The sequence below is a fragment of the Alphaproteobacteria bacterium genome (genome assembly GCA_016870095.1).
Classification (GTDB): domain Bacteria; phylum Pseudomonadota; class Alphaproteobacteria; order Paracaedibacterales; family VGCI01; genus VGCI01.
The window spans coordinates 108,131-132,207 of the sequence record VGCI01000001.1 but is presented as its reverse complement, the minus strand read 5'-3'; the positions used below and the strand labels follow the sequence as shown (position 1 = coordinate 132,207).

Below are 24,077 nucleotides of genomic sequence, written 5' to 3'. Positions count from 1 at the left end.
TGCGCTTAATGACATCTGATGTTCTTTTTGGTTTATGCCAAACCCCTGTTGGGCTTGTTTATGGTATTGGCGGCCTTGGCCAATTAATGTTGACCGGCTTTATAAGCGATGAAGACATCGAAGAATTAGGGGACGCTGAAACTGTTTTGGAAACCATTATGGATGATTTTGAAGAAAACATCACTTCGGCCAAAACCGTAAGAGATGATGCAACGATTGGGGCCATGATTAATAGTGCTCTCGACGGCAGTTATGAAGTCATTGATGATGTATTTGAAGCCATGGAATCCACAGATTTGCAACGTGCGGTATGGCAAGAACTGACAAAAATACCTTATGGAGAAACAATCTCTTATGAAGAACTTGCCCTTCGAATAGGCAATCCAAAAGCTGTGCGGGCCGTCGCTTCAGCTGTCGGAGAAAACCCACTTTCAATTGCGATACCCTGTCACCGTATCATATTAAAAAATGGCAGTATTGGTGAATACCATTGGGGCGCAGATATCAAAGAAAAGCTTTTAGCCTATGAAAAAGCCAGAAAAGCGTCCTAATTCTCCCTATTTCTGTTCGGGGCCTACGTGCAAACATCCAGGTTGGAATTTAGCTAAGTTGAATGATGCCCTATTAGGGCGCGGACACCGCACACCTGCCGGCCAAACCAAACTTAAAGAGATTATTGACCTTACCAGGGAAATTCTTGAAGTTCCTGAAGATTATCGCATTGCTATCATGCCTGGCTCTGCAACGGGAGCTGTTGAATGTGCTTTATGGAATTTTCTGGGTACACGGGGAGTCGACGTTTTTAGCTGGGATTTGTTCGGTAATCTCTGGGTCACAGATATTGTAAATCAACTTAAAATATCGGATACACGAACCTACTCTGTACCTTTTGGCCAAATACCAAACCTATCCGCTCACACGCCTGATAGAGACGTTGTCTTTACCTGGAATGGTACAACGGCGGGTGTATGTGTTCCGCACTTGGATTGGATATCTGAGGACCGCGAAGGGTTAACCCTATGCGACGCGACATCCGCTGCATTCTGTGTACCCCTAGATTGGTCAAAATTAGATGTCACCGCCTTCTCGTGGCAAAAGGGGCTTGGAAGTGAAGGCGCACATGGCATGCTCATTTTAGCACCACGTGCGGTGGAACGTTTAATCAACTACACGCCACCTTGGCCACTGCCTCGCCTTTTTCGTCTGACAAATAATCAAGTGCTCATTGAGGAAATTTTTCAAGGTGCTGTGATAAATACACCTTCTCTGTTAAGCGCCGAAGATTGCTTGAGTGCTCTCCACTGGGCCAAAAATATTGGGGGGCTACCTACGCTCCTTGATCGCTGTAGGGTTAACGCAGCAACCATAGCCAAATGGGTTAACCAAACCCCGTGGCTTAGATATCTCGCTAAAGACCCAGAAACAATTTCGCCTACTTCTGTATGTTTGGAAATTTTAGACGAATCAGGCAACCCTCTTCCGGAAGATCGTCACCGCAATCTTATTCTTGCGATAGAAGCGCAACTGGCAAATGAGAAAGCCGCCTTTGATATCCGCAATCATCGGTACTCCCCCCCTTCTTTGCGTATTTGGGCGGGCCCTACAATTGAAAAGGCAAACCTTGAAGACTTATTTCCTTGGATTGAATGGTCATACTGGGAAAATGTTAATTTAACAACTTAATCGCACTTTCTTCAGCAACTATCTTTTTTTTATATTTACCCTGCATTTCAAAACAAAAAAAAGCCGTAACTAAACCATACTTTTGAAGGAGGTCGTTACGGCTTCTCTTTCGTCTTAAAAGCTTACCAGCTTTTCCTTAAAATGCTTTTTCAACTCCAAAGGTCAACTTTGTACCAACATTGTTGATTTGTTTTAAAGTTAAATCCGTAGTGGTATAAAACCGTCTTTTGGCGGAACTGCCTTCAAGATTCAAAGAAAGAACGAGTTCTTTATAACATTTTGGTAATGTATAGGAGAGACCCACACCATAGTGTGCGTAACTCAGTTGAGAATAATTACGAATCTTCCAGTATCCAACCCAGACTTTTGTAACGAAATTCCAACTATCTAATGTTAAGGGAACCGTTGCTTTACCATAAAAATATAGCGAACCTTTTGTATTCCCATTTGCCGTAGGAGTTGTGAAGAGTCGTTGCGTCAAATTCGGAGTCAATCCTCTTACATTTGAGTGTTGAATTGCAACGTAGAATGTCAGCCATTTATAATTCAATCCAGGAATAAATTCTAGCATATCGAAATTTTCATTATTGCCTGCAAACGTATTAAATCGTGGATTCTGACTAAGAGGATAGTAAGATCTTGGATAAGTCGTATATTTTGTCTCAATATTAAGAGTTAAATCTGGATTATACTTATATGTATATCCTCCAAAATATGCCAATTCTAAACCATTTCCATTAAGGCCAGCAATGCTTACCAAATTACTTTCTACATTTGATCCCCATAGTCCAAGATAAAATCCAGAATCTATGGCTTGGCTTGCTCTAAAACCTCCCTGTATCGCGGGACGATTTACTGTAGTCGATATCCCTCTATAGACATAATTTGTGACGATTCCAAATTGACCTGATAAGTAGGGCCAGGTGCCTTCGCATGACTTTGTACATGTCAGTTTTTCACCATTATATTCATATCGATCGTCGATATCTTTAGATACTTGAATTCTTTCTTCAGGGACATCTGGAGGGCAAGCGGGAGCTTCATTACAACCCCCAAAACCGCATGGAGCTGTACCGCAACCACCATTCATCATAGGAACGTAAGTAACAGGCATATAACTCACAGGAACTGTATGTCTGTGATATGAATCATGGTAATAATCGTCATGGTGGTGGTGAGCATGACGATAACCTCTTGCGCGAGAATGACCATATCGTGCTTCATATTCTCTCGCACTCATTTCATCAAATCTGCTACGACGCATTCTTTGATCATCGTTTCGATATCGAGTTAAATGCTCGCCTCTTCTAAAACGTTGTTGCCGATTATATCTCGTTTTCGGCGTCGACTTTATGGCACTATTTATGTTTTCATCAATTGGAATTCTGCCCACAGCTGCGGCTGCATCTTCTAACTTTACCGGAGCCCCTGCCTCAACAGGCGCGCCAACTCCACCCACCATCCTCGCTTTATCAGCAACGGAATCGATTTTTGCTACGGTGGGGACCAGAAAAAGAATTGAACATAATATCGACTTCAAATACATGTAGTGACCTCCAAAAAGTTAAAATTTATACCAAAAAAATTTATAATTATAATATATTTTAACTAAAATTTAACTTAATGCAACCTATTTTCCTGCAAGGGAAAGCCTAGAACTTTATAATTTTTATTGCCAGGTCCCCACTTGAATTTTTATTTAGACGCACCATATGTATACAAATAGCGAACGATTCATTGTCTTTCCTTCAAGAGTTTGCTATAGGTATGGTAGTCTTAACGAATCAGGTTTATATATGACTCTTAATTCTCGCCCAATTTTATTGAGTGATTATGCTCAACCTAGACGTCGCCAGCTTTTTGATGGAACGCGTAAAGTGCTTTATGATGGCCCAGAATCTGGTACATATGTCCTGTATTTTAAGGATGATGTGACTCTTCAAGGGAAACGCGATACCATAAGCGGAAAAGGCATTCTCAATAATCGTATTTCTGAACTTATGATGACGCGCCTTAACGACTTAGGTATCGATACCCATTTTATCCGCTCACTTAATATGCGAGAACAACTGGTTCGAGCAACAGAAACGCTTCCCTTTTCTGTCACCCTTCATAATGTAGCCTCAGGTGCATTTGCCAAACGTCTGGGCCTTGAGGAAGGAATGCTTCTTTCAAAACCTGTACCTGAGTTCACTTTACGATCAAAAGACCTTAATAACCCAATCGTTGCCGCAGAACATTTGACCGCCCTCGGTTGGAGCCGTTTTGAAGAAATAGATGATATTCTTATGACTTCTCAACGTGTTAATGATTTTTTGAGTGGTCAATTTTTAGCACTCAACATACGCCTCATTAGTTTTTCTCTTGAATTCGGACGGCATTATACTACTGACCTGATGGATTCACAAATTATGATCACAGATGAATTATCACCGGATACGTTTAGCTTATTAGATTTAACAACGGGCAGACGTCTTGACCAACAAGGCATGAAAGATTATCCGGAAGAAACAAATGAAATTTACCAAGAAGTTGCTCGGCGCCTTGGTGTTCTTGGTCTTGATATCCCAGAAGGAATAAATGGTTTTGCGTCTCAAGATATTTTTTCAAAACAAAGAGCCCTTAAAAAAAACTCTTTAAAACAAAGAAAAAACCCCCATGGCCATAACAGCCTCTGAAATTAAACAATTAATTCAAGCAGCCATTCCCGATGCAGTTTTGCAAATTGAGGATTTGGCCGGCGATGGTGATCATTATGCCGTGCATGTTACCTCATCAATATTTGCCTCAAAAAGCCGTGTACAACAACACCAAATGGTCTATGAAGCTTTAGGAGGGCGGGTTGGAGGTCAACTTCATGCACTTTCAATTCGAACCTCCCTTCCCCATATGACCACACCCCCCTTATCTATCATAGAAAGTGAGTCCTAAATTATGACCGATCAAGCTACACTCAATCAAATCCAAGAGTATATAACTGAACATCCCGTCGTTCTCTATATGAAGGGTACAGCTGAAATGCCTCAATGTGGTTTTTCTTCTGTGGTGGTACAGTTACTCACGCACCTGGAAGTTCCCTTTAAAATTGTCAATGTTTTGACCGATCCCAACATTCGTGATGGAATTAAGAAATTTAGCAACTGGCCAACCATTCCGCAATTATACATTAAGGGTGAGTTTGTCGGGGGATGCGATATCGTTAAAGAAATGTATCAAAGTGGAGAATTACAAACTCTTCTTAAAAGCAAAGAAATCTTAGCGGCCTAAAAAAGAGGTCTAATTTTGAGAATTACAGGACAAATGTGAAGTCATTAACCAACATTCCCGGGGCTTTGACAATTCCTAAACTCCGGTGATAGTAGGTTCCTGTTGAGGGAAAGTTCTCAATTTTATTGGTGAATCCTTCCAACCCTGTTCCCCAGAAATGATAAAGGGTCTCATCAAATCTTAAGTCTTTTATGGGGGCAACAATTTGACCTTTTTCCACCCAAAAACACCCAAATCGGGTCATACCTGTAATGCTTCCTTGTTGGACATCACTCCAATTCAAATAGTGCAAGTCAGAAACATAAATCCCCGTCCCCAAAGTTTCTAATTCTTTTTCAGCCGCAATATGACCTGCTAAGATTTCTGGAGACCGCAAACCTTCCCGAGACGAGGCAAAATTTGAGGGAAGATTGTATTCCTTTGCTGACCGTGTAGAACACAAAAGATTTTTAAAATGCCCATTTTCTACAATAGCAAGAATCTCTGGCGGCATTTCTCCCATCTCATTAAACGGGGGTGTTTCTCCCCCTGTAAAATTTTCACGTAAAGAAAAATGGGGAGATAAATGTTTATCTCCATCAACAAGCTTTTTAAACGCACACTGACCCCGCTGATAAGCATCCCGACTCGCAAATCCCCAGAGAGAGCTCATCAATGTCGCAACGGCACTGGGGCTAAAATAGGTTCTATACTTCGCCTTTTTTAAAGTCATAATGGGTTTACTCAGTTGCTCCAATTGAGCCAATTTTTTTTTCATAATCGCTTGAAATTCATGATCATGCCAGTGTCGACCTCCATACAAGCCTTTTGTTGCCTGATTGTTTTGCGCATACAAAGAAAAATCGACTGAAAATGTAGATGTTTTAAACCATTGATTTAAACCCGCTGAATTTCGATTGGCCCGCACAATTTCACCGGCTGTTAAAAGACCGACAAAATCTACGCCTTTTGCCTGTTCTAGGCATGTTTTCATCAGATGATCGCGATCCATGAGTACTGAAGCCTCTTGATGAAATTGCCCCTCCTGAACAGGAAGTTGAATAAAAGGGTCCTCCGGCAGTATCTGAACCGCATTTCGGCAAGACAAGATAGCTTCTTGAGCTGCTTTCGTATCTCTCTGGGTATTAAAAGTAAAAGGCAAAGCTACCTTCAAATTTCTATTGTTTTTAAAAAAATGAAGTGTCACTTTCCCCTGTTCAATTTGCGTGACTTGGCGTACTTTTGCTTGCGTCATTCTCATAAAAAGGGAATCTTCAGCTCCCAAAGAAAGGGACAAGGACTCTCCTTCCTTTAATTCATTCAAAAGATTTGAAGCGACTGTCTCCCAACTTTTTAGATTCATGACGCCCCTCCCCCAAATACCTCAACATTTGTAAACAAACAAGCCGGCGTCGCATGCCCAACACGAATAGCTTGGTTCGGTTCTCCTTTTCCACAATAGAAACTGCCCCAAACTTCGGTGTTGGAAGTGTCCCCCACCATCTTTAGCCCATGCCAGAAGGAGCTGGTTATCCCTCGATAATTAGGATTCTTGACGAGCCGTGTTAACTGACCCTTTTCAATAAGTTGTCCATATTCACACCCAAATTGAAATTTATTACGATAATCATCGATAGACCAAGATTTATTCGTCTTCATCAAAATTCCCCGCTCTGTTGCTGAGATCATTTCTGCTAGAGTCGACGAGCCCGGTTCTAGATTCAGATTAGCCATGCGATCAATGGGAGCACGATTCCAAGAGGTCGATCGCGCTGAAGATACACCCGGTAATTTGGAACGCATCTGACTTTCAACGCCCCCCAATCCCCTTTGGAGAATACCGTCTTTGATCAAATGATGTCGAAGGGCCGGCGCACCGGTATCATCATAATGATAGCTTGCCAATTCTCCCGGAACTGTCGGGTCAAAAGTCACGTTAAGAAGTTTTGATCCATACTGAAGCTGGCCAAAATCTTCTGGTTTAATAAAACTCCAGCCCGCATAATTGCGCTCATCGCCCAAAATGCGATCCAATTCCAAGGGATGACCGATCGATTCATGAATTTGCAAATACAATTGATCGGGCATCAGCAACAAATCAAACATGCCTGTGGGGCATTCTTCGCTTTTCGCCAATTCAATGGCTTCTTGGGCAATGCGGTGAGCTTGCAATCTTAAGGGGTCAGCATCATAAAACTCATCTCCCCCTTGAGCCACGGGGAATCCATTTGTACGTGTTTGAACGGATCCTTTCACGTCCGCTGTGGCCAATAATTGAATGCCTCGCTGGTGGAATTTCTGAGTAATATTTGCCCCGTTCGAACTGACGAAAGCCATCTCTTGTTCAATGGAAATAAAGCTGACTTCTGTGTTGATAATTTGGTCGTTTACTTTTAAAAGCTGAGATAATTCAATCGCAAGATCATTTAAGCTCTGCTGCTGAGAGGACTCTATAAGTTTGTGGGCAAAACTCTGGTAAACGCCCTTGGATGGGGGCCGGACAGACTCACTAAAAGCAAAAAGTTTATAGTCCCCAATAGCTTTCGCTTGCGCACAAGCTTTTCTGGCTGCTTCTCTCACACCTTCCCCAGAAACATCACAGGTACCTGCATAGGCAAATTGACCATCGATGAGAACTTCAACCATAACACCAAAGTCGTTGTCGACTTCCAAGGGTTCAAGAATTCCATTGCGGGCAGATCTTGCTGTTACTTGTTCTTTAACGCTTCGTAAGCCCACCCAATCGGCTTTAATATTGAGAGAAGAAAGAAGCGAATTCAAATCGACCATATCTTCGTTAGCCCTTCTTAATAAGATTTCGCAGATCCAAACAAGTTCCTTTTCTTAAAAGTATAGGCATCCCTTTTAAGCTTCAAGAAATAATTCCAACATGTCTAAAAATATTTATTTCCTGTGAGGGCCTTGAACCACCTGAAAAAATTGCACAATATGGGGCAGTATGTGAGCATCCCTCCTCAAAAAAACCTTTGTCAAGTTGGATAGGGTATGTTACGAAAAGAGAGTGTTCCCCGGTAGCTCAGTTGGTAGAGCAAGTGGCTGTTAACCACTGGGTCGGCGGTTCGAGTCCGTCCCGGGGAGCCATTCAAATAAAGGGGTTTTACCCCTCCTTCAAGAACATTAAAAAATCTCGGTGCCGCACTGGTGCCGCAAAATGGGTTCCCAATTATTAAATTTACTAACCACAGATGAAGTGCGTTTAAAAAATCTTTCTCACTTTTAAACTCTTTCATATCCGGCTCATAATCTTCTCAATCCAATAGGGTGTGTAGATTTACTCTCCCCTGCCCCATAGAAATCTATGCGATTATTCATGCGACACACGCGACAATGCGACAAAAATAAATACATAGCCTGTCACCCGTTGTAATCCTCACTTCTAAAAACTCGATTTGTCGCTTTTCCGTTTGCGACACGTAGCGACACCTGGGGGTGTGAAATGACACAGAATGCGGCCTACCCTTCAGCCAGTTTTTTGTTCCTTTTAGAGCAGCAGTTTTACTCAATTTTTAAGATGTGTTGCTTGCAACAAATGCGCGGTTGCAAATGCAACGTATAAGCGCGCATTTTGAAATTCTTCAAAAAGAAGGATAGATTAATTTTCAATTTGAGTTTGCCTCATGTGTCAAAAATGGAAATTTAGGCGAGGGTTGTAGGGGGTATCAGAACACGCCCCTAAAAAAATCAGGCAACTTTTCATTAATATCCTGAGTAAATTCTCTGGTTAAATTGATCAAATTTCTTATTTCATTTTCATCTGTGCTAATTTCTTTACCATCTTTATCTTTGCCGCCTCTGTGAATAAAATCATGTCTTTTTCTTATTAAGTCTTCTAGTGGTTGAGTATTGCCAAAAGAAATATCTAGGACTTCTGCGAATAATTTCTTTACCAACGGAAGATTATGAAAGGATGTATTCTGTATTTCGTCCTTGATTTCATCATCAATTTTATCATATCGTCTGAAAATTTCTGATATTCGTATTTTTTCGCTAGATTTTCTTGAGGCTCTGAGAAATTTCTCTCTTGAGTTGCAATCTATCTCTGGCTTAAAAATGCTTTTTACAAAAATATCAGATAAATAAGTTTCTAAATTCGTAACAACAAATACGAAAGCCATCGTCAATTGAAATTGTTTATCTCTTGAAGACTCATTGAGCAACGCCTCAATGGATGAAAGTTTTTCGTTAAGAGCTTGATAGGGATCTTTGTTTTGTATCCCAGCATCGATTTCATAAAATTGATCATTACTATTTTCCTGATGTTGAAGGAACGCATCAGTATATGCCCAATCATATATATCAAACTCTTTTTCAAGTTCTTTTGCAGTTTCGGCAATAAAATCATCACTTACCAAGTCCGAAAATTGGTCACTTAGTGTTTCAAGTGCATCAAATGGGCCACCAAATATATATTGATATCCGCCCTCACCTGAATCATACGGCGTATTATCAACTGGATTACAATATCTCTTTAAAAACCACTGCCTCATCATTTCTTTTTGTAAGGATGTAGGCATATCAGAAAAAGCAAAGTTTGTAAGGGTTACATTGTATTCTTCAAAATATGTATGTTCAAAAAGATCTATCGGCATTTCATGCTGCTCTCTTGGGCACTAACCAACTAAAGATTATTTTGAGCATATACAATTAAAGAATAATTAATTATCTGATTTATCAGCCTTGTTAATGTTGGCTAACTCTCAAAACTCCCTCACCAGCAAGTGATGAAACGTGCACCAATCGACGCACCACTTTCGCTTCAGGTAATTCATATCAACGTTGGGAGTCAGGGTAATGTACAGGGGCTTTTTGTAATCGCCCGCGCAAATCTCAATCAATGGGAGATTGTCCTCAAAAGCTTCCTGCATCGCTGCACAAGGGGCTTGGGAGTGAGTATGGAGTGCGGCGACCCGTTTGGGAGGATAGATCGTAAAGCTCCAATTCATTTGCGAAAGATCAAGTTATCATCCACGAGCTTCGAATTTTCGGCCGTGGTGACATCTGCGAAAATGCGTTTCAGGGACTTTGTGAGATTGAGAAAGATTTTGTGAGATTTTGTGGCATATTACCTCCGCATTCTTCTTGCGTAGATTAGAAAGCAGTAGCTGATTGAATAATAAATTGGTAAGGATTAAGCGGCAGAGCATGTTAACTTTTTCTGGTCGCAAAAAGTTTCCTCAAAAACCAAAATTATTAATCTACTACGCTCTATGCCTCTTGATCAGAATTGTTATAAATCGTCCTCATATATTCTTCAGCGAAATTAAGAAACGCCCGGATTTTAGGTGAAATAAATCTCTGAGGAGGAAAAACAAAATAGTATGTTAGATTGTGCCAATGCCACTGTGGTAAAATTCTTACGATTTTGCCATCACTAACCTCATCATGACAGAGAAAGTCGTGAAGCAAACCTATTCCCTGCCCCAAAAGGGTAAAGTTTTTAGCAGCATCAGTTGAATCTAAAAATACTCTGTTTTTGGGTGTAACCGTAACTGTTTCCCCTCCATTGGACAAATTTAGCATCTTATCTTTTTCAAACGTATATCTGATAAATTCATGTTGATTTAATTCACAAGGGTGTGAAGGAGTTCCATTTTTATCTAAATAAGAAGGGCTTGCCCATAGGGAAAGCTGCTCGGTCATAAATTTTTTTGCGATGAGGCTTGAATCTTTAAGATCCCCTGCTCGAATTGCAAGGTCTACTCCTTCCCCAACGAGATCAATTATACGATTGGTTATACGGAGCTCTATTTCCATGTGCTGATATTTCTCTAAGAATCTCGCAACAATATCCGGAAGTACTTTATTTCCGATATCGACAGAACTGGTAATTTTAAGAATTCCTTGGGGTTCTTTTTGTTTCCGTGTTATTTGAGTTTCTGCTGCTTGAATCTCTTCTAATGCTTGAACACATCCCTTAAAGTATGTTTCTCCTGCCTCTGTTACTTGAATTTTGCGGGTTGTCCTTTGCAAAAGTGTAACACCTAGACTTTTTTCTAAAGAAGAAACCTTAGCGCTGACAGTAGAAACAGGCATATTGAGAAACTTAGCAGCTCGGGTAAAGCTCCCACACTGGACAACTTTCGTGAAAATGGCTATGGCATCAAGGTTCATAATTAGCACTATACACGTTTCTCTACCATATGATTATACAGAATTCTGGAAAGTATTTCTAGTTTTTCCTATCTAATAAAAAATACCTTCCTTTTATAGAGTAGAAATTGAGAATAAAAGTAGAAGGGAAACTATTTTTAGGTTTGGATATTATGGCCTTAAAAACAACTTCACAGTACTTATTATTTTCATATTTGGTAAGTAAATATAATTTTTTAGGGAGGTTATTATGGAAAGATACTCAAAAATTTTAACAATTATAGGAATAACGATTTTTTCAATGCAGTCTATCGTATATGCAACGCAGAAAGTACAAGAAGTAGAAGCAAACCCGCCAGGGAAATATAAAGTCTTTTCTGATGAATTTAAGGATAAACGAATTTTAGTAACAGGTGGCACAAAAGGTATCGGCAAAGCTATAACAGATCGATTCAAACAAGGAGGCGGCACTGTTATCGTTGCTTCAAGATCAATACCTGAAGAAAAAGTAGGTGACCACTTTATTCAAGCTGATCTTTCAACTCTTATGGGTACAAAAAAGGTCAGCGAGGAAGTACTAGAACACTTTAAGGGCATTGATATCATCATTCATAACCTAGGAGGCTCATCAGCTCCAACAGGCGGATTTAAAACGGCTACGGATGAAATTTGGCTGCAAAGCATAAGTGAAAATTTGCTTTCAGCTGTTCGTTTAGATCGAGACCTTCTCCCATCAATGATCGAACAAAAGTCAGGAGTGGTAATTCATATCTCCTCGATTCAAAGAGCAATGCCTTTGTATGATTCAACGCTTGCCTATGCCGCTTCAAAAGCTGCCCTAACAAACTATAGTAAGGCGTTATCTAAGGAAGTGAGCCCTCAGGGTATTCGAGTTAATACGGTAGCTCCTGGCTTTACTGAAACTGATGCGGCTAAAGGAATGATCCAAAGAATGGCAGAGGGAAACAAAACAGATGAACAAACGGCAAGAAAGCAACTGATGGATATGCTGGGTGGAATTCCACTAGGTCGCCCCAACATGCCGGAAGAAGTTGCAGAACTCGTTGCATTCCTTGCCTCATCAAGAGCTTCATCCATTACGGGAAGTGAGTTTGTGATCGATGGTGGAACAATTCCAACTATTTAACAACACAACGCTACTTAAAATTAAAGTTCGTAAAACAAATTATGATAAAGGAGAATAATTATGAAAAAACATTTACCAATCTTAGCTGTATTAGGAATGATAGTAGGTACGTTAGAAGGCCCAGTAATGGCAACTGAAAAGGATAGAGAGGAAAATAAAAGCATGTTAGGTAAATCTGTTAGCGATAGAAAGGAACTTATATTACCTGAAATCATTAATAGCTATATAGAAGCAAGTAACCGTCATGATATAAAATCAATCTTGGCTTGCTTTACAGAAAACGCTGTAGTGCATGATGAAAAAAAGGAATTTAAGGGAAAACAGGTTATTAAGGAGTGGCTTACAAGTACAATTGAGAAATACAATTTTCAATTTATACCGCTCACGCTTCAAGACACCACTCCAGAGATACTTGTTTCCATAAAAGTATCTGGTACTTTTGACGGAAGCCCAGTAATCCTGAATTATCATTTTATGATCGAAAATGAAAAACTTTCGTCTCTCAAAATTGGGTAATACTAAGTCAACACAAAAATAAACTAGGAAGCCCTGGTTTACATGGGGCTTCTCTTTTATTCTTACGCTCCTTACTCTTGGGCGGTTTTATTTTGTTAAAAACTTTATCAGCACAACTTTAAATGAATGAGTAAGGAGCGTGGCAATTCCAAGCTGATAGGTTGTTCAAATCATAAGCAGGTTAAATCAAACCTTTCAGTTGAGCATTAATCTTCTGAAGTTTTTCTTCAAAAGGGTGAATGGTAATTTGAATATCCTCGCTGCTTATCCACACTGGAAGAGATAAGAGGGACTTTTCAGAAAACATGAATCTCTCTTTAACATTAGGTGTTTCAAGAGTGAGCAGCTTCGCCCTAAACCAGTGAGAGAGGTTTAATAACTTCCTGAAAAATGGCAAACCAGAACACAACGAATAACGACCAGGCCTCTATTCCATTTAGTGGGTTGTATCTTAATCTTCATTTTGAGACTATATGCCTGAAATCGCAATTCTGGAAAAGGTTTGAAAAATGAAAATGAAAACTATTATTCTCCCGACTTCCTGCTCACTTTTATCCCTTTATGGCCAAGCGGCAGAAAAAACTTCAGACACCCCCGAAAGGAATAAAGGGGTTTCAGGGTTATTAAAACAATTTGAAGGAGGACAGCAAGCCCCTATACCTCCCGCAAATTCATCTCCTACTGCCCCAAAACGCGCCTCTCCTTCTCTCTTGAAAACAGCTCCCACCGCGGTAAAACACGCTTCTCCTCCTCAAGTGAAAAGATCATCAAATGCCGCGAAGCAAACCCCATCTTCCATTGTGACAAAAGCTTCGGCTCCAAAAAATGTTCCTCTGAATAGAGGATCGAATCATGCCGCACCCGTTCCTGCCAATCCTGTAGTCGCCCAACCACCCGCTCCCCAACATCAAAACCGCCAGATGGAGCCCCTAAAATGTAAAGAAGAGTCTGGCAAAAAACCAGGTCTCGGGCCCGTGCAGGAACAACGAGCGAACTTTGCATTGAGAGAAGCCATGATTGATGAATGTGTAAAACAATGCGCTCTATTGAAATCACCAGAATTAACATATGGCCAGTTAACGACGGCCTGTTTAACACTTTACCCACTTTATGATAATAGACAGGCTCACAATAAAGCGAAAAGCTTAGAAGACAAAGCTTGTGAAAAGATATGCACTACTTGGTATTTTAGTGAGGAAGGTCGTCAAAAAAATCAAAGTGATGACAAAATGAATCGGAATCGTCACAAACAGATAGATGTCACATTTGGCACTGATGGTGACCACTGGTATGACTTGGTGCGGGGAATTAAAGAAGACATTACGGAAAGTATGGAGATATACGAGAAATTCCATGGTGAACCACACCCCTTGAAAGATGAATTTTTAAGCTTGTGCGCGCCTGCACAAACCGTGGTAGCCATTCCCCGGGATACTCCAGAGATTGTATCTCCTGCTTCACCCCCTCTTTCCGCAACGGCACAACAACGAATGAATGCAGTCAGGCAAGAGATGCTCGATGAGTCTATAGAACAATTTAAGCTTTGGACAAAGAAAAGTTTTACACACGGGAAGTCAATAGAAACATTTAAAATACTAACCCCTCATTATAACAAAATAATTGATATTCTTCCCTGGGAAAATATAAGTTCATACGAAGTTCCAAAGCTCTCGGGTCCAAAATATATATTTTATACAATGGAATCTTTAATTCGCGTCACACCCGATTTTTCTTATAAAATGGAGGTATTGGACCATGAACGGACGAATGAGACAGGAAAATTTTTTCGACTCCGAAAAGAAATTCGAGATGATATCCTCGTGAGTCTTGATTTATATGAAAAACTTAATGGCAAACCCCACCCGCGCAAAGAGGAATTTTTGGAATTGGAAAAGAAAGCTTATCCAAAGCTATAATTTAAAAAGGAAATAAAAAAATGAATAGAAGTTTTAAAATCATTATTATTGCATAGGTGATTAGATTGACAATCTTTCTTATTTGAGAGCACATTAAGATTGATAAAAGTATGGGGGAGTGGCGACTGTGAATCAAAAAATATTACAAAATAAATTTTTGTTTATTGCATGTATCCTAAGTTACATTTTATCTTTCTCTCCTATTTATTGTTCAGATGTAGATGATGATAATTCGGTTGAAGAAAGAACATCTAAAACTAGTAGAAAGCGTAAGCAAACCTCTGTTTCAACCGCATCTACTCGAGACGATCTCCAATCTCCCTCTACTGTTGATGTAGGCACCAGAACAAATAGAGCCATCTCAAAGAAAAAATCTATTAGTTATTTCGATGACAGCGATGATGAAGTAATACCGCCACAAATAAGTGTACAGGATCTCGCAAATTTTCCTGAAAAAGTAATTAGAATTGGCACACAAGCCAAGCTTTTAGCCAACGTATATTTGCAGAATATGGATCATACTGCTAATATTTTTGTGCCTTGGCATCGAATATCATTTACAGATGGAACCTTAAGAGAGGATTTTTTTCGTACAGAGAATGGGAAGATTTGTATCTTCGTAAGTGGCGGTCTCAAATATGGGGGTTGGGAAAAAACAGTTGCTCATGTATTTTGGTTCTTTTTTAGGGAGAGAGTAAAAATTATTCGAGCCCATTGGATGTTAAAAAATCTTCCCCAGAACGATCTTGAAGGTATAAGTGCTGTTAATAAGTTGACAAATGATTATGAAGACCGTGAACATGAACTTCATTCGGAATTATATTACGATCTATATTTGCGACACTTTTTCTTAAAAGATCCCAGGAATCGTAATATAGCTTCTCTAAATATCAATGCCTTTAGTTGGTGGGATCTCTGTGACGGATGTCATCACATATTAGGTAAGCATAAAGATTTAGTTCCTGCAGGCCACATTTCTTATAATATTGCATCATATAGACGGTATAAGCATACATATCCTTCAAATGAATTTTTGAGTTGGCGTCAGGTTCCTTCAACTGTTGAAACGCAAGTATGGGGTCAAATCCAGAGTAAATCATTAGAATATGCGCGAAAAACATTCGATGATAACGAAGCCAAAGAAAAATTTTGGTCTAATAGTGTTGAAGGGCTAGAGATCTGCAAATGGCTTGGTCAAGCTTTTGAGCAAAATGCTGTAACTGATGAGGACAAGCCTGCAAAAAATAAGAAAAAAGGCGACGTATTAAAATTTTATAGAGAAATGAATGAAGATGATAGAAAAATATTAAAAAACTTGATTGAATTTCTAAAGCAAGTGAACTGGGACCTTTCTTGTTGGTTTAAACATCACTATGTTCACAAGTTACAAACAAATTGGAGACGGCATTGGCGTCACATGGTCATGCCTCACTTGAATTGGAAACTTGGTCGAGTCATATCTGTTAGTAATGAACAATGCCAAATGTGTGGGCACAAAGGCCTAGCAGAGCATCACGAAATCTTTCATCCTAAACACCAAGTTTCTGCAAAGTTTTTGCAATTATCACCAGAAGAACAAAATGAGGAAGAACCTATCGAAGATACGACAAAGAAAAATGAGAAAATTCCAGTATCTGTTGAGCTTAAGCGTAAACGTTCTATTTGGGTCGGATCTGAATGTGTTCGAGTTGTTCAGATGACCAAAAAAGAGCATGATGAATGGATGATTAAAAATAAAATATTAGATAAACGAAAAGACAAAGAAGAAAAATATGCCTTGGAATATCAGCTTGAACAGGCAGAAAAAGAGTTAAAATTAAAAGAGACAGAAAAAAGAAGGAAGAAAAAACAATAATCATTACTGATAAAAAAATCGATAAAGAAATTGTTTCTCATGATCTCTTGCATTCTTTTAGAAACTTTCACAAACTATGAGAAGGGTTAACTCAATAAAGTGAAATTAAATGCGATATCGACTCATTATATGGGTAATGTTTTTTCTAAATTGTCTGCAATGCTTCGCTGAACCTGCAAACCCCAAAGCCTACCTAGAAATGCTATTTGAAAAAAAGGGGGGATATATTATTCCTTCCGAAGAAGTTGATCAAATTCGAAAAGAAGGTGGACACGAGCAATACGGAGAAATTCCTTACGATAGCGCAGCTCACTTACTTGATGACTTGCAACTATCCCGACAAGATGTTTTTTATGATCTGGGCTCCGGTACGGGCAAATTAGTGTTGCAAGTTTATATGACAACCCCAGTTAAACGAAGCGTCGGAATTGAATTATCGCCTACACGTTGGGCGATTGCAGAAATAGCCCGCAAACAAGCCGCTGCAGATGAACACGTCATCCTGGGGCGAGATTTGAATTTTCTCAATCAATCCATCCAAAAAACAGCACTTACGGACGCGACGGTTTGTTTTATTTCTGGGCTCACCTTTCCCCCGGATCTAATAAAATCTGTCATGGACCGCTTAAGCACTCTTGATCATGATGTTAAAGTCATTAGTGTTATGAACTTGCCTCCCCATGATCGTTTTCGTCTGATTAAGACTTATAATTTAGCCATGTCTTGGGCGCCAGAGGGTGTTGATGTTTGCCTTTATCAAGTTACACCAGCACAACAATCCGACCCTGCCCTCAAGAAACAAAATAAAAAGAAAAAAAGGAAACGAGAGCTCATTGAAGATTAAGGGAGAATAGATTTTATCAAGATGCTCGAAAAAAATGTGCAACGATAATCGTAACCCTATTGAAAACTTTCTTCTTTATTCTTCTCTTATAAAACTATTATGATCCTTGAATATAGAAGGAACATTCATAAATGTCAGAAAAAAACATACAGCCCGTTCGCGGTACACATGACTTGATAGGCGAAGAATATCTTAAGCATCAATGGATTCGAGATGTTTCTTATGCAAACGCCCAAAAATTTGGTTATGAGCGCATAGCCACACCCATATTTGAATATACATCCGTCTTTAAACGAACACTCGGAGAAACGACCGACATTGTTGGCAAAGAAATGTATACATTTGATAATCGGGGAAATGAAAGTATCACACTCCGTCCAGAAGGAACGGCGAGTGTAGCTCGTGCGGTCATCTCCAATGGCCTTACTCAATCGATGCCTTTAAAAATGGTCTATGATGGTCCCATGATGCGCTATGAGCGGCCTCAAAAAGGGCGTACCCGACAATTTCATCAGTTAGGTGTAGAGTGTCTCGGAATTGCTGACCCTTTCGTTGATGCGGAAACAATTGCCCTGGGTGCTCAAATTCTAGATCAATTAGGTGTCTTATCTCGAACTGTATTAGAAATTAATACCATTGGTGATAGGGAAAGTCGGGATGCCTATCGACAGGCTCTGGTTAGTTACTTTAAACCTTTGAATCACCTGTTATCTCCTGATAGTCAAACACGGTTGATACACAACCCTTTGCGTATTTTAGATTCGAAAGCACCTGAAGATCAAAATCTCATCGCGGATGCCCCTCATTTTGATCAGTTCCTTACCCAACCCTCGCGTGAGATTTTTGCCCAAGTGTGCCGAGGACTAGATACTTTGGGCATTGTCTACAAACTTAATCCTCGGTTGGTTCGAGGTCTAGATTATTACTGCCACACAGCTTTTGAATTCGTTACCTCCGACTTAGGATCACAAGGAGCAATTCTTGCTGGAGGCAGATATGATGGACTCTTGGCTCAAATGGGAGGACCTGAAACTCCCGCAGTCGGTTGGGCGATGGGAATTGATCGCATTGCTTTGATGATTGACCATATTCCCCCCCAGCCTCGCCCCATTGCCGTCATTGCTGTTGGGGAGGACGTCAAAGAACCCGTATTCCAATTGGCAATGACTTTGCGCAAACAAGGAATTATCGTTGAATTTTCTTACTCAGGTAATGTCGGAAAGCGTCTCAAACGAGCCGACAAATTCAATGCTTGTGCGGCAGTTCTTCTGGGGTCAGATGAAATTTCAACCGCCAAGGCCACCGTACGTAATCTCGACACAGGAGAGCAGAATTTGGTCGCATTTGCTGACTTAAAGGATTATCTTGTGAATACTTTTAAACAATAATCAAAGGGTATAACCTGTGTCATTTTCCCTGAAGCTAGAGCGGCTCTTACAACACCACAATGAATTACGGGATGCTTTAGCCGTAAGTACCGTCAGCGACCCTCAAGAATATGCGAAACTTTCCAAAGAGTATTCGGATCTTACTCCTGTTGCTGAAGCTATTTCGTTACTCAAAAATACGGAACAAGAAATTATCAATCTTGAAACCCTTTTGTCCGACTCGACAATAGATAAAGACATGAAGGATTTAGCCTCTACGGAACTTCATGAACTCAAAGCAAAATTGCCTGAACTTGAATTATCTATTAAAATCCGTCTGCTTCCAAAAGACGCCGATGATGAACGCAATGTGATTTTGGAAGTTAGAGCTGGAACAGGGGGAGAAGAAGCCGCCCTCTTTGCAGCTGCCCTTTTACGCATGTACCAAAGATACGCCGCAAATAAGGGATGGAAATGTGAAATTCTTGATATGAGCGAAACGGGTATCGGTGGACTGAGAGAAGCCAGCGCTTCCATCACAGGAAAAGGTGTATATGCTCGCTTAAAATATGAATCAGGAGTTCATCGCGTACAACGCGTACCCGAAACCGAAGCCAGCGGTCGTATCCATACGTCTGCGGCAACAATAGCTGTTTTACCTGAAGTTGAGGACGTTGATATTCACATTGATGAAAAGGATCTTGTGATTGACGTTTACAGGGCTTCAGGTGCCGGAGGACAACACGTCAATACCACCGATAGTGCGGTTAGAATTACTCACACACCTTCTGGGATTGTGGTCACCCAACAAGACGAAAGGTCTCAACATAAAAATCGTGCTAAAGCTATGAAAATTTTGCGTGCCAGACTTTATGAGTCGGAACGAATAAAAAAAGACGCTGAACGCGCCGCAAACCGCAAAAGCCAAGTAGGTTCTGGAGATCGATCTGAGCGTATTCGAACCTACAATTTTCCCCAAGGACGCGTAAGTGATCATCGCATCAACTTAACCTTATACAAAATTCAACAAATTATGGAAGGCGAAGCCCTTGATGAAATGATTGATGCCCTTACATCAGAAGATCAAGCGGTTAAATTAGCTGAAGCAACTGAAGCTTAAAAGATTGGATTTACAAGGACAAAGCCTTAATTTTTATGGAGGCTAACCCTATAGAGTTCCTATTTTCAAATGCGATTTCTCTCTTAACGTATAAAGTCTAGAGATACAGAGTGAGGAATAGCTTGATTTATTTGTTGTACGTATGAAACTTGCATTGGTTCTTTGCGAATACCTATCGGTAAGTGTCTATTTGCATTCTCACCCGTGGTGGCTGTCTCATCAATGATTAGCCCTTTTCCCCCGTTTGAGGGGAGATGAATTAAGGACAAATTTTTACGAGGACGTTTACCGAGTCTTTCTGCTAAGCGAGGCTCATTTTCTTTCACTTTAGCAACAACTTCAACAATTTCTGCTTCATTTTCAATGTTCTCTTCGACCAAGCTTGGTGCAGCATCACTATCCTCGAAAATTCCCTCTTGATCAAGAATGGATTCTGCCCTTGCTTCGTGTAAAATTGAAAATCCCAATACAAACAGCGTGTATTGGATCGTTTTCGTAATAGCCATCGGCCTATCTCCTCAAATCTTAATAAATTTGAGTTTAGAATATCTCTTTATGGTTAACAGAAAGTTGACGAGCTAAATCTATAGCTACATCTGAGTAAAAATTGACATTTTATAAAAAAAAGAGACCCTATTTGGATCTCTTTTCTGTAGCCTTTTAATAAATTTTAATTTAGTACCGATAGCCGGCCCCTAAAAAGAATGTATCTGCGCGATCACGGAACGACAATTGTTTTCCATTAAACATTACGGCAGATTTTGAGCCAAACTTATGGTCATACTCTAAACGGACAAAAACGTTTTTGGTTAAAGCTATATCCACCCCACCGCCGGCAAGAACACCGCTTCGCCGAATGGAGCCAGATTTTGCTCTGCCCTCATATCCAAATTTTACAAAGGGTAGATAAGTATTAATCGCATATCCAACACGAGCAGCCATAACATAATTTGTTTTATTATCTTTTATGCCAGATTTCTTTTTATTACGAAAAATTTGGTCATATCCAATGCCAACTTCCCCACCTAAATATAAACCCTCAAAAAAAACAGAACCTATACCCAAAAATCCTTTTATGCCGCCACCACTTAAAGATACATTATTGCCACCGTTGGATGTAACCTTTTCATTAGTATAATTAAATCCCCCGCCAATGTAGACACCACTAAAAGCCGGAGAGGGACTATTCGCAAGAGCAGCTCCCATGATGGCCGTGGTCATCAACGCAGTTAAAAATGCATTCTTCATAATTTCCTCACTTCTCAAAATTTGCCCAGCCAAAACTGTGCATCATCGCATTAATCTCTAAAATTATGGTTAAATCAATATTATTTCACTCATTTCCAAAATGATATTTTAAACTTGTAACTCCTAAAACACAAGGATTTTAGATAAGTTTATTTAAAATCAATTTTAATGTGAACATTGCTCAATTATACAAAGAAGCTTATAGTTAAAGATAGTTTTAAGGAAAAAAGCAAACAATGTCGCATCCCCCATCCTATTTGGAAAGTCCTCAGTCCCATCGCCGATTAGCTTACCGTTATACACCCCCGCAATCAAAAAACCTCACAGTCGTTTATCTTTATGGATTTCGCTCAGATATGAATGGGGAGAAAGTTTTCTTTCTAGAAAATTTGTGCGCTCTAGAAGGGCTAGGATTTTTAACCCTAGATTATTCTGGCCATGGCATATCTTCAGGAGAATTTGAAGAGGGAACCATCAGCCATTGGCTTCAAGACTCTCTTGACCTTATTGACTATATAACCCAAGGAAATATAATTCTCGTAGGATCCAGTATGGGTGGATGGCTCGCTCATCTGGTTGCATTACAACGCCTCAAGAGAGTTGTCGGTTTGGTTGGAATTGCTTGCGCTCCCGATTTTACGCAAGAACTTATTTGGAAAAGTATGACCCCCTCTCAAAAGACTGAGCTTATGAGGGAAGGACGAATCATTGTCGCAACAGAATATAATATACAAGGATGGACAATCACAAAGTCCCTAATTGAAGACGGACGAAAGCATCTTATTTTAGGCCAACCTATCCCCTTATCAATTCCTATACGTTATCTCCACGGCTTAAATGATGTCAGCGTCCCCCCCATATATTCTCAAAAATTACTCGACCTTGTTACAAGCGATAATGTAACATGTACTTTTATTAAATCTGGGGATCATCGTTTATCACAAGAAGATAACAAATACTTGTTAGGGACTATTTTACTCGACCTTGTTCGAAGTTCTCTCTTAAATATAGGACTTTGAGACTTTTATGTAAAACAGAGATCGCCTATAGTATGATAAACTTAAGTAACAGGATAGAAAGACACGCTTGATGTGGCATAGAGGTTAATAATTTGAGAGAGTTTGAATCTTCTTTCCCTTGCGGGTTATCTTGAGTTGTAGTTACTCATATCTCTTCTGCTGAGAGTCAATAGGAAAGGAAAAAAATGAAAATCCATTTGCATCAAGGCGACTTGCCTGACGGACTCAATTTAGGCACTTTAGTGGCCATTGACACAGAAGCCATGGGGTTACGCCCCTACCGCGACCGACTGTGCTTGGTTCAGCTGTCTGCGGGTGACGGGATTTGTCATTTGGTTCAATTTCCTAAAAATCAGTATGAAGGGGCAAAGAATTTAAAATTTTTACTTGCAGATCCAAAAGTCACGAAACTTTTTCATTTTGCCCGTTTTGATGCCATGATTCTCTTTAAATACCTTGGGGTTATGCCTACTCCCCTCTACTGCACGAAGATTGCTTCAAAGCTAACCCGAACTTTTACTGAAAAACATAGTTTGAAGGATTTATGCAAAGATCTTTTAAAAGTTGAAATTTCCAAACAGGAACAAACTTCCGACTGGGGAGCTGCAGAATTGAATCAAGATCAACTCCAATATGCCGCAACAGATGTCCTTCACCTTCATGCCCTAAAGACAAAATTAGATACTCTATTGGAACGCGAAGATAAGGTAGCGTTAGCCAAAGGATGTTTTGATTTCCTCACCCACCGTGCCATTCTCGATTTAACAGCCGGGGAAGAGTTTGATATTTTTCACCATTAATTGTTATGAAAGGGTTTCTAACTTGCAAAAAATGCTGAGAATTTCACCCCTTATTTTAAAAAAAAATAATTATTTAATACTGATGACAGCAGTTATACCGCAAAGTATTTTGCTCGTTATGATTGATTTTTCTTTAAAATTAGTGCACTAATTAACAATATACACGATATTTGCGTTAGGTTATTTCTTATGCTTAAAGCTGTTGCCAATACTCTTGCTCAACACCCTTCAATTATCGAAACAGCAAGAACAGCACTCATAACCGAAACCGCTGGTCTTCAAGCCCTTGCCGATTCGTTAAACAAAAATTTTGAAAATGCAGTCGAAATGATAAGGTCTTTGACAGGGCGCGTCATAATTAGCGGAATGGGAAAAAGTGCCCATGTCGCCCGGAAGATTGCCGCAACTCTTGCCTCAACGGGACAGCCTGCTTATTTCGTCCATCCTGGTGAAGCCAGCCACGGCGACTTAGGAATGATCACGCCTCAGGATTTAGTCATTGTTCTCTCCTATTCTGGCGAAACACAGGAACTGAGTTCTCTTATTACCTATACACGGCGATTTAATATCCCCATGATTGCGATCACGGGAAAAGAAACAGGAACATTGGCAAAAGTTGCAACCATTGTTCTCCCCTTACCCAATATACCTGAAGCTTGTCCAATGGGGCTTGCCCCAACTACTTCCACGACTATGATGATGGCTCTGGGAGATGCACTGGCTATTACTCTTCTATCTTTACGGGGTTTTTCCTCCAACGATTTTCAAGTCTTCCATCCGGGGGGGAATTTAGGCAATAGTCTAGCCCGTGTAGGAGACCGCATGCATAAGGGTGACAAACTGCCCCTCGTCAATGAGACAACTCTTATGAGCGATGTGTTGTTAGAAATGTCCGCTAAAGGGTTTGGGTGTATTGGCGTCATTAATTCTCAAGGTTCGCTAAGTGGGGTCATTACCGACGGTGACTTGCGGCGCCATATGAGACCAGACTTTCTGACTCAAAAAGCCTTAGAAGTGATGACATCTAACCCGACTGTCATTATGCCTGATATGCTCATGGCTCAAGCCTTAGCCCTCTTAAATCAAAAATCCATAACCAGTCTATTTGTTGTTGAGTCAGTAGACCAACCTTCCAAACCTTGTGGTATTATTCATATTCATGATTTCCTCAGAATGGGAGTTCTATAGACTATGGGTATGGAATT

22 protein-coding genes and 1 tRNA gene are annotated in these 24,077 nt (G+C 40.1%); 16 read left to right on the top strand and 7 right to left on the bottom strand.

Annotation, left to right across the window (positions count from 1 at the left end; translation table 11 throughout):
* The first annotated feature begins 86 nt into the window (after positions 1 to 86).
* Both FJX03_00590 and FJX03_00585 read left to right on the top strand, forming a co-directional pair.
* The gene (locus FJX03_00590; GenBank protein ID MBM3632195.1) at positions 87 to 551 is read left to right on the top strand and encodes an MGMT family protein; all 465 of its coding nucleotides are present in this window, start codon (positions 87 to 89) and stop codon (positions 549 to 551) included.
* Positions 526 to 1,683, top strand: a complete 1,158-nt coding sequence (locus tag FJX03_00585; protein ID MBM3632194.1) for a phosphoserine transaminase — start codon at positions 526 to 528, stop codon at positions 1,681 to 1,683. Before FJX03_00590 ends, FJX03_00585 begins: the two co-directional genes overlap by 26 nt.
* A 136-nt stretch (positions 1,684 to 1,819) precedes the next feature.
* On the opposite strand, the gene FJX03_00580 is transcribed toward FJX03_00585, so the two are convergent.
* Entirely contained in the window at positions 1,820 to 3,229 is a 1,410-nt protein-coding gene (locus FJX03_00580) for a hypothetical protein (protein ID MBM3632193.1), read from the bottom strand.
* Between the two features lie 250 nt (positions 3,230 to 3,479).
* Between FJX03_00580 and FJX03_00575 the strand changes: the two genes are divergently transcribed.
* From FJX03_00575 to grxD, 3 genes are read left to right on the top strand one after another with little or no spacing between them, the layout of a single operon-like run.
* Positions 3,480 to 4,361 carry a phosphoribosylaminoimidazolesuccinocarboxamide synthase gene (locus FJX03_00575; GenBank protein MBM3632192.1) on the top strand — a complete coding sequence of 294 codons (882 nt, stop codon included), beginning with the start codon at positions 3,480 to 3,482 and terminating at the stop codon, positions 4,359 to 4,361.
* Positions 4,342 to 4,614 (top strand): BolA family transcriptional regulator, encoded by a 273-nt coding sequence (locus FJX03_00570; GenBank protein MBM3632191.1) that lies wholly within the window; start codon positions 4,342 to 4,344, stop codon positions 4,612 to 4,614. The genes FJX03_00575 and FJX03_00570 overlap by 20 nt, the downstream gene beginning before the upstream one ends.
* Positions 4,615 to 4,617: 3 nt before the next feature.
* A complete protein-coding gene (gene grxD, locus FJX03_00565) occupies positions 4,618 to 4,950 on the top strand; it encodes a Grx4 family monothiol glutaredoxin (protein MBM3632190.1) in 333 nt (110 codons plus the stop codon).
* 22 nt (positions 4,951 to 4,972) lie between these two features.
* On the opposite strand, the gene FJX03_00560 is transcribed toward grxD, so the two are convergent.
* Together FJX03_00560 and FJX03_00555 are read right to left on the bottom strand one after the other, a co-directional pair.
* Entirely contained in the window at positions 4,973 to 6,292 is a 1,320-nt protein-coding gene (locus tag FJX03_00560; protein MBM3632189.1) for a TldD/PmbA family protein, read from the bottom strand.
* On the bottom strand, positions 6,289 to 7,719 hold the full coding sequence (locus tag FJX03_00555) for a TldD/PmbA family protein (protein ID MBM3632188.1): 1,431 nt from the start codon (positions 7,717 to 7,719) through the stop codon (positions 6,289 to 6,291). Before FJX03_00555 ends, FJX03_00560 begins: the two co-directional genes overlap by 4 nt.
* 236 nt (positions 7,720 to 7,955) lie before the next feature.
* Between FJX03_00555 and FJX03_00550 the strand changes: the two genes are divergently transcribed.
* Positions 7,956 to 8,031: transfer RNA gene (locus FJX03_00550), tRNA-Asn, on the top strand.
* A 578-nt stretch (positions 8,032 to 8,609) separates the two neighbouring features.
* Here the strand turns inward: FJX03_00550 and FJX03_00545 are convergent.
* Positions 8,610 to 9,539: a hypothetical protein gene (locus FJX03_00545; GenBank protein ID MBM3632187.1), complete on the bottom strand. Its 930-nt coding sequence runs from the start codon at positions 9,537 to 9,539 to the stop codon at positions 8,610 to 8,612.
* Between the two features lie 616 nt (positions 9,540 to 10,155).
* Positions 10,156 to 11,070: a LysR family transcriptional regulator gene (locus tag FJX03_00540; protein MBM3632186.1), complete on the bottom strand. Its 915-nt coding sequence runs from the start codon at positions 11,068 to 11,070 to the stop codon at positions 10,156 to 10,158.
* A gap of 271 nt (positions 11,071 to 11,341) precedes the next feature.
* Here FJX03_00540 and FJX03_00535 point away from each other — a divergent pair, with 271 nt between their 5' ends.
* From FJX03_00535 to prfA, 7 genes are all read left to right on the top strand, one after another.
* Positions 11,342 to 12,187: an SDR family oxidoreductase gene (locus tag FJX03_00535; GenBank protein MBM3632185.1), complete on the top strand. Its 846-nt coding sequence runs from the start codon at positions 11,342 to 11,344 to the stop codon at positions 12,185 to 12,187.
* 60 nt (positions 12,188 to 12,247) lie between these two features.
* Positions 12,248 to 12,703, top strand: a complete 456-nt coding sequence (locus FJX03_00530; GenBank protein ID MBM3632184.1) for a nuclear transport factor 2 family protein — start codon at positions 12,248 to 12,250, stop codon at positions 12,701 to 12,703.
* A 509-nt stretch (positions 12,704 to 13,212) separates the two neighbouring features.
* Positions 13,213 to 14,619: a hypothetical protein gene (locus FJX03_00525; GenBank protein ID MBM3632183.1), complete on the top strand. Its 1,407-nt coding sequence runs from the start codon at positions 13,213 to 13,215 to the stop codon at positions 14,617 to 14,619.
* Positions 14,620 to 14,746: 127 nt separating this feature from the next.
* A complete protein-coding gene (locus tag FJX03_00520; protein ID MBM3632182.1) occupies positions 14,747 to 16,474 on the top strand; it encodes a hypothetical protein in 1,728 nt (575 codons plus the stop codon).
* A 109-nt stretch (positions 16,475 to 16,583) separates the two neighbouring features.
* Positions 16,584 to 17,318, top strand: a complete 735-nt coding sequence (locus tag FJX03_00515; GenBank protein ID MBM3632181.1) for a hypothetical protein — start codon at positions 16,584 to 16,586, stop codon at positions 17,316 to 17,318.
* 131 nt (positions 17,319 to 17,449) lie between these two features.
* Complete coding sequence (locus FJX03_00510; GenBank protein MBM3632180.1) at positions 17,450 to 18,706, top strand: histidine--tRNA ligase; 1,257 nt, start codon at positions 17,450 to 17,452, stop codon at positions 18,704 to 18,706.
* A gap of 16 nt (positions 18,707 to 18,722) precedes the next feature.
* Positions 18,723 to 19,805 (top strand): peptide chain release factor 1, encoded by a 1,083-nt coding sequence (prfA, locus tag FJX03_00505; GenBank protein MBM3632179.1) that lies wholly within the window; start codon positions 18,723 to 18,725, stop codon positions 19,803 to 19,805.
* An 83-nt stretch (positions 19,806 to 19,888) separates the two neighbouring features.
* Here the strand turns inward: prfA and FJX03_00500 are convergent, their stop codons facing one another.
* Positions 19,889 to 20,311: a hypothetical protein gene (locus tag FJX03_00500; GenBank protein ID MBM3632178.1), complete on the bottom strand. Its 423-nt coding sequence runs from the start codon at positions 20,309 to 20,311 to the stop codon at positions 19,889 to 19,891.
* Between the two features lie 169 nt (positions 20,312 to 20,480).
* On the bottom strand, positions 20,481 to 21,053 hold the full coding sequence (locus tag FJX03_00495; protein ID MBM3632177.1) for a porin family protein: 573 nt from the start codon (positions 21,051 to 21,053) through the stop codon (positions 20,481 to 20,483).
* A gap of 236 nt (positions 21,054 to 21,289) precedes the next feature.
* On the opposite strand from FJX03_00495, the gene FJX03_00490 reads away from it, so the two are divergent.
* The 3 genes from FJX03_00490 to FJX03_00480 all read left to right on the top strand — a co-directional run bounded on the left by FJX03_00490 (position 21,290) and on the right by FJX03_00480 (position 24,060).
* Complete coding sequence (locus tag FJX03_00490) at positions 21,290 to 22,072, top strand: alpha/beta hydrolase (protein MBM3632176.1); 783 nt, start codon at positions 21,290 to 21,292, stop codon at positions 22,070 to 22,072.
* 185 nt (positions 22,073 to 22,257) lie between these two features.
* Complete coding sequence (locus FJX03_00485; GenBank protein ID MBM3632175.1) at positions 22,258 to 22,872, top strand: ribonuclease D; 615 nt, start codon at positions 22,258 to 22,260, stop codon at positions 22,870 to 22,872.
* Positions 22,873 to 23,061: 189 nt separating this feature from the next.
* Entirely contained in the window at positions 23,062 to 24,060 is a 999-nt protein-coding gene (locus FJX03_00480; protein ID MBM3632174.1) for a KpsF/GutQ family sugar-phosphate isomerase, read from the top strand.
* Positions 24,061 to 24,077 lie beyond the last annotated feature (17 nt).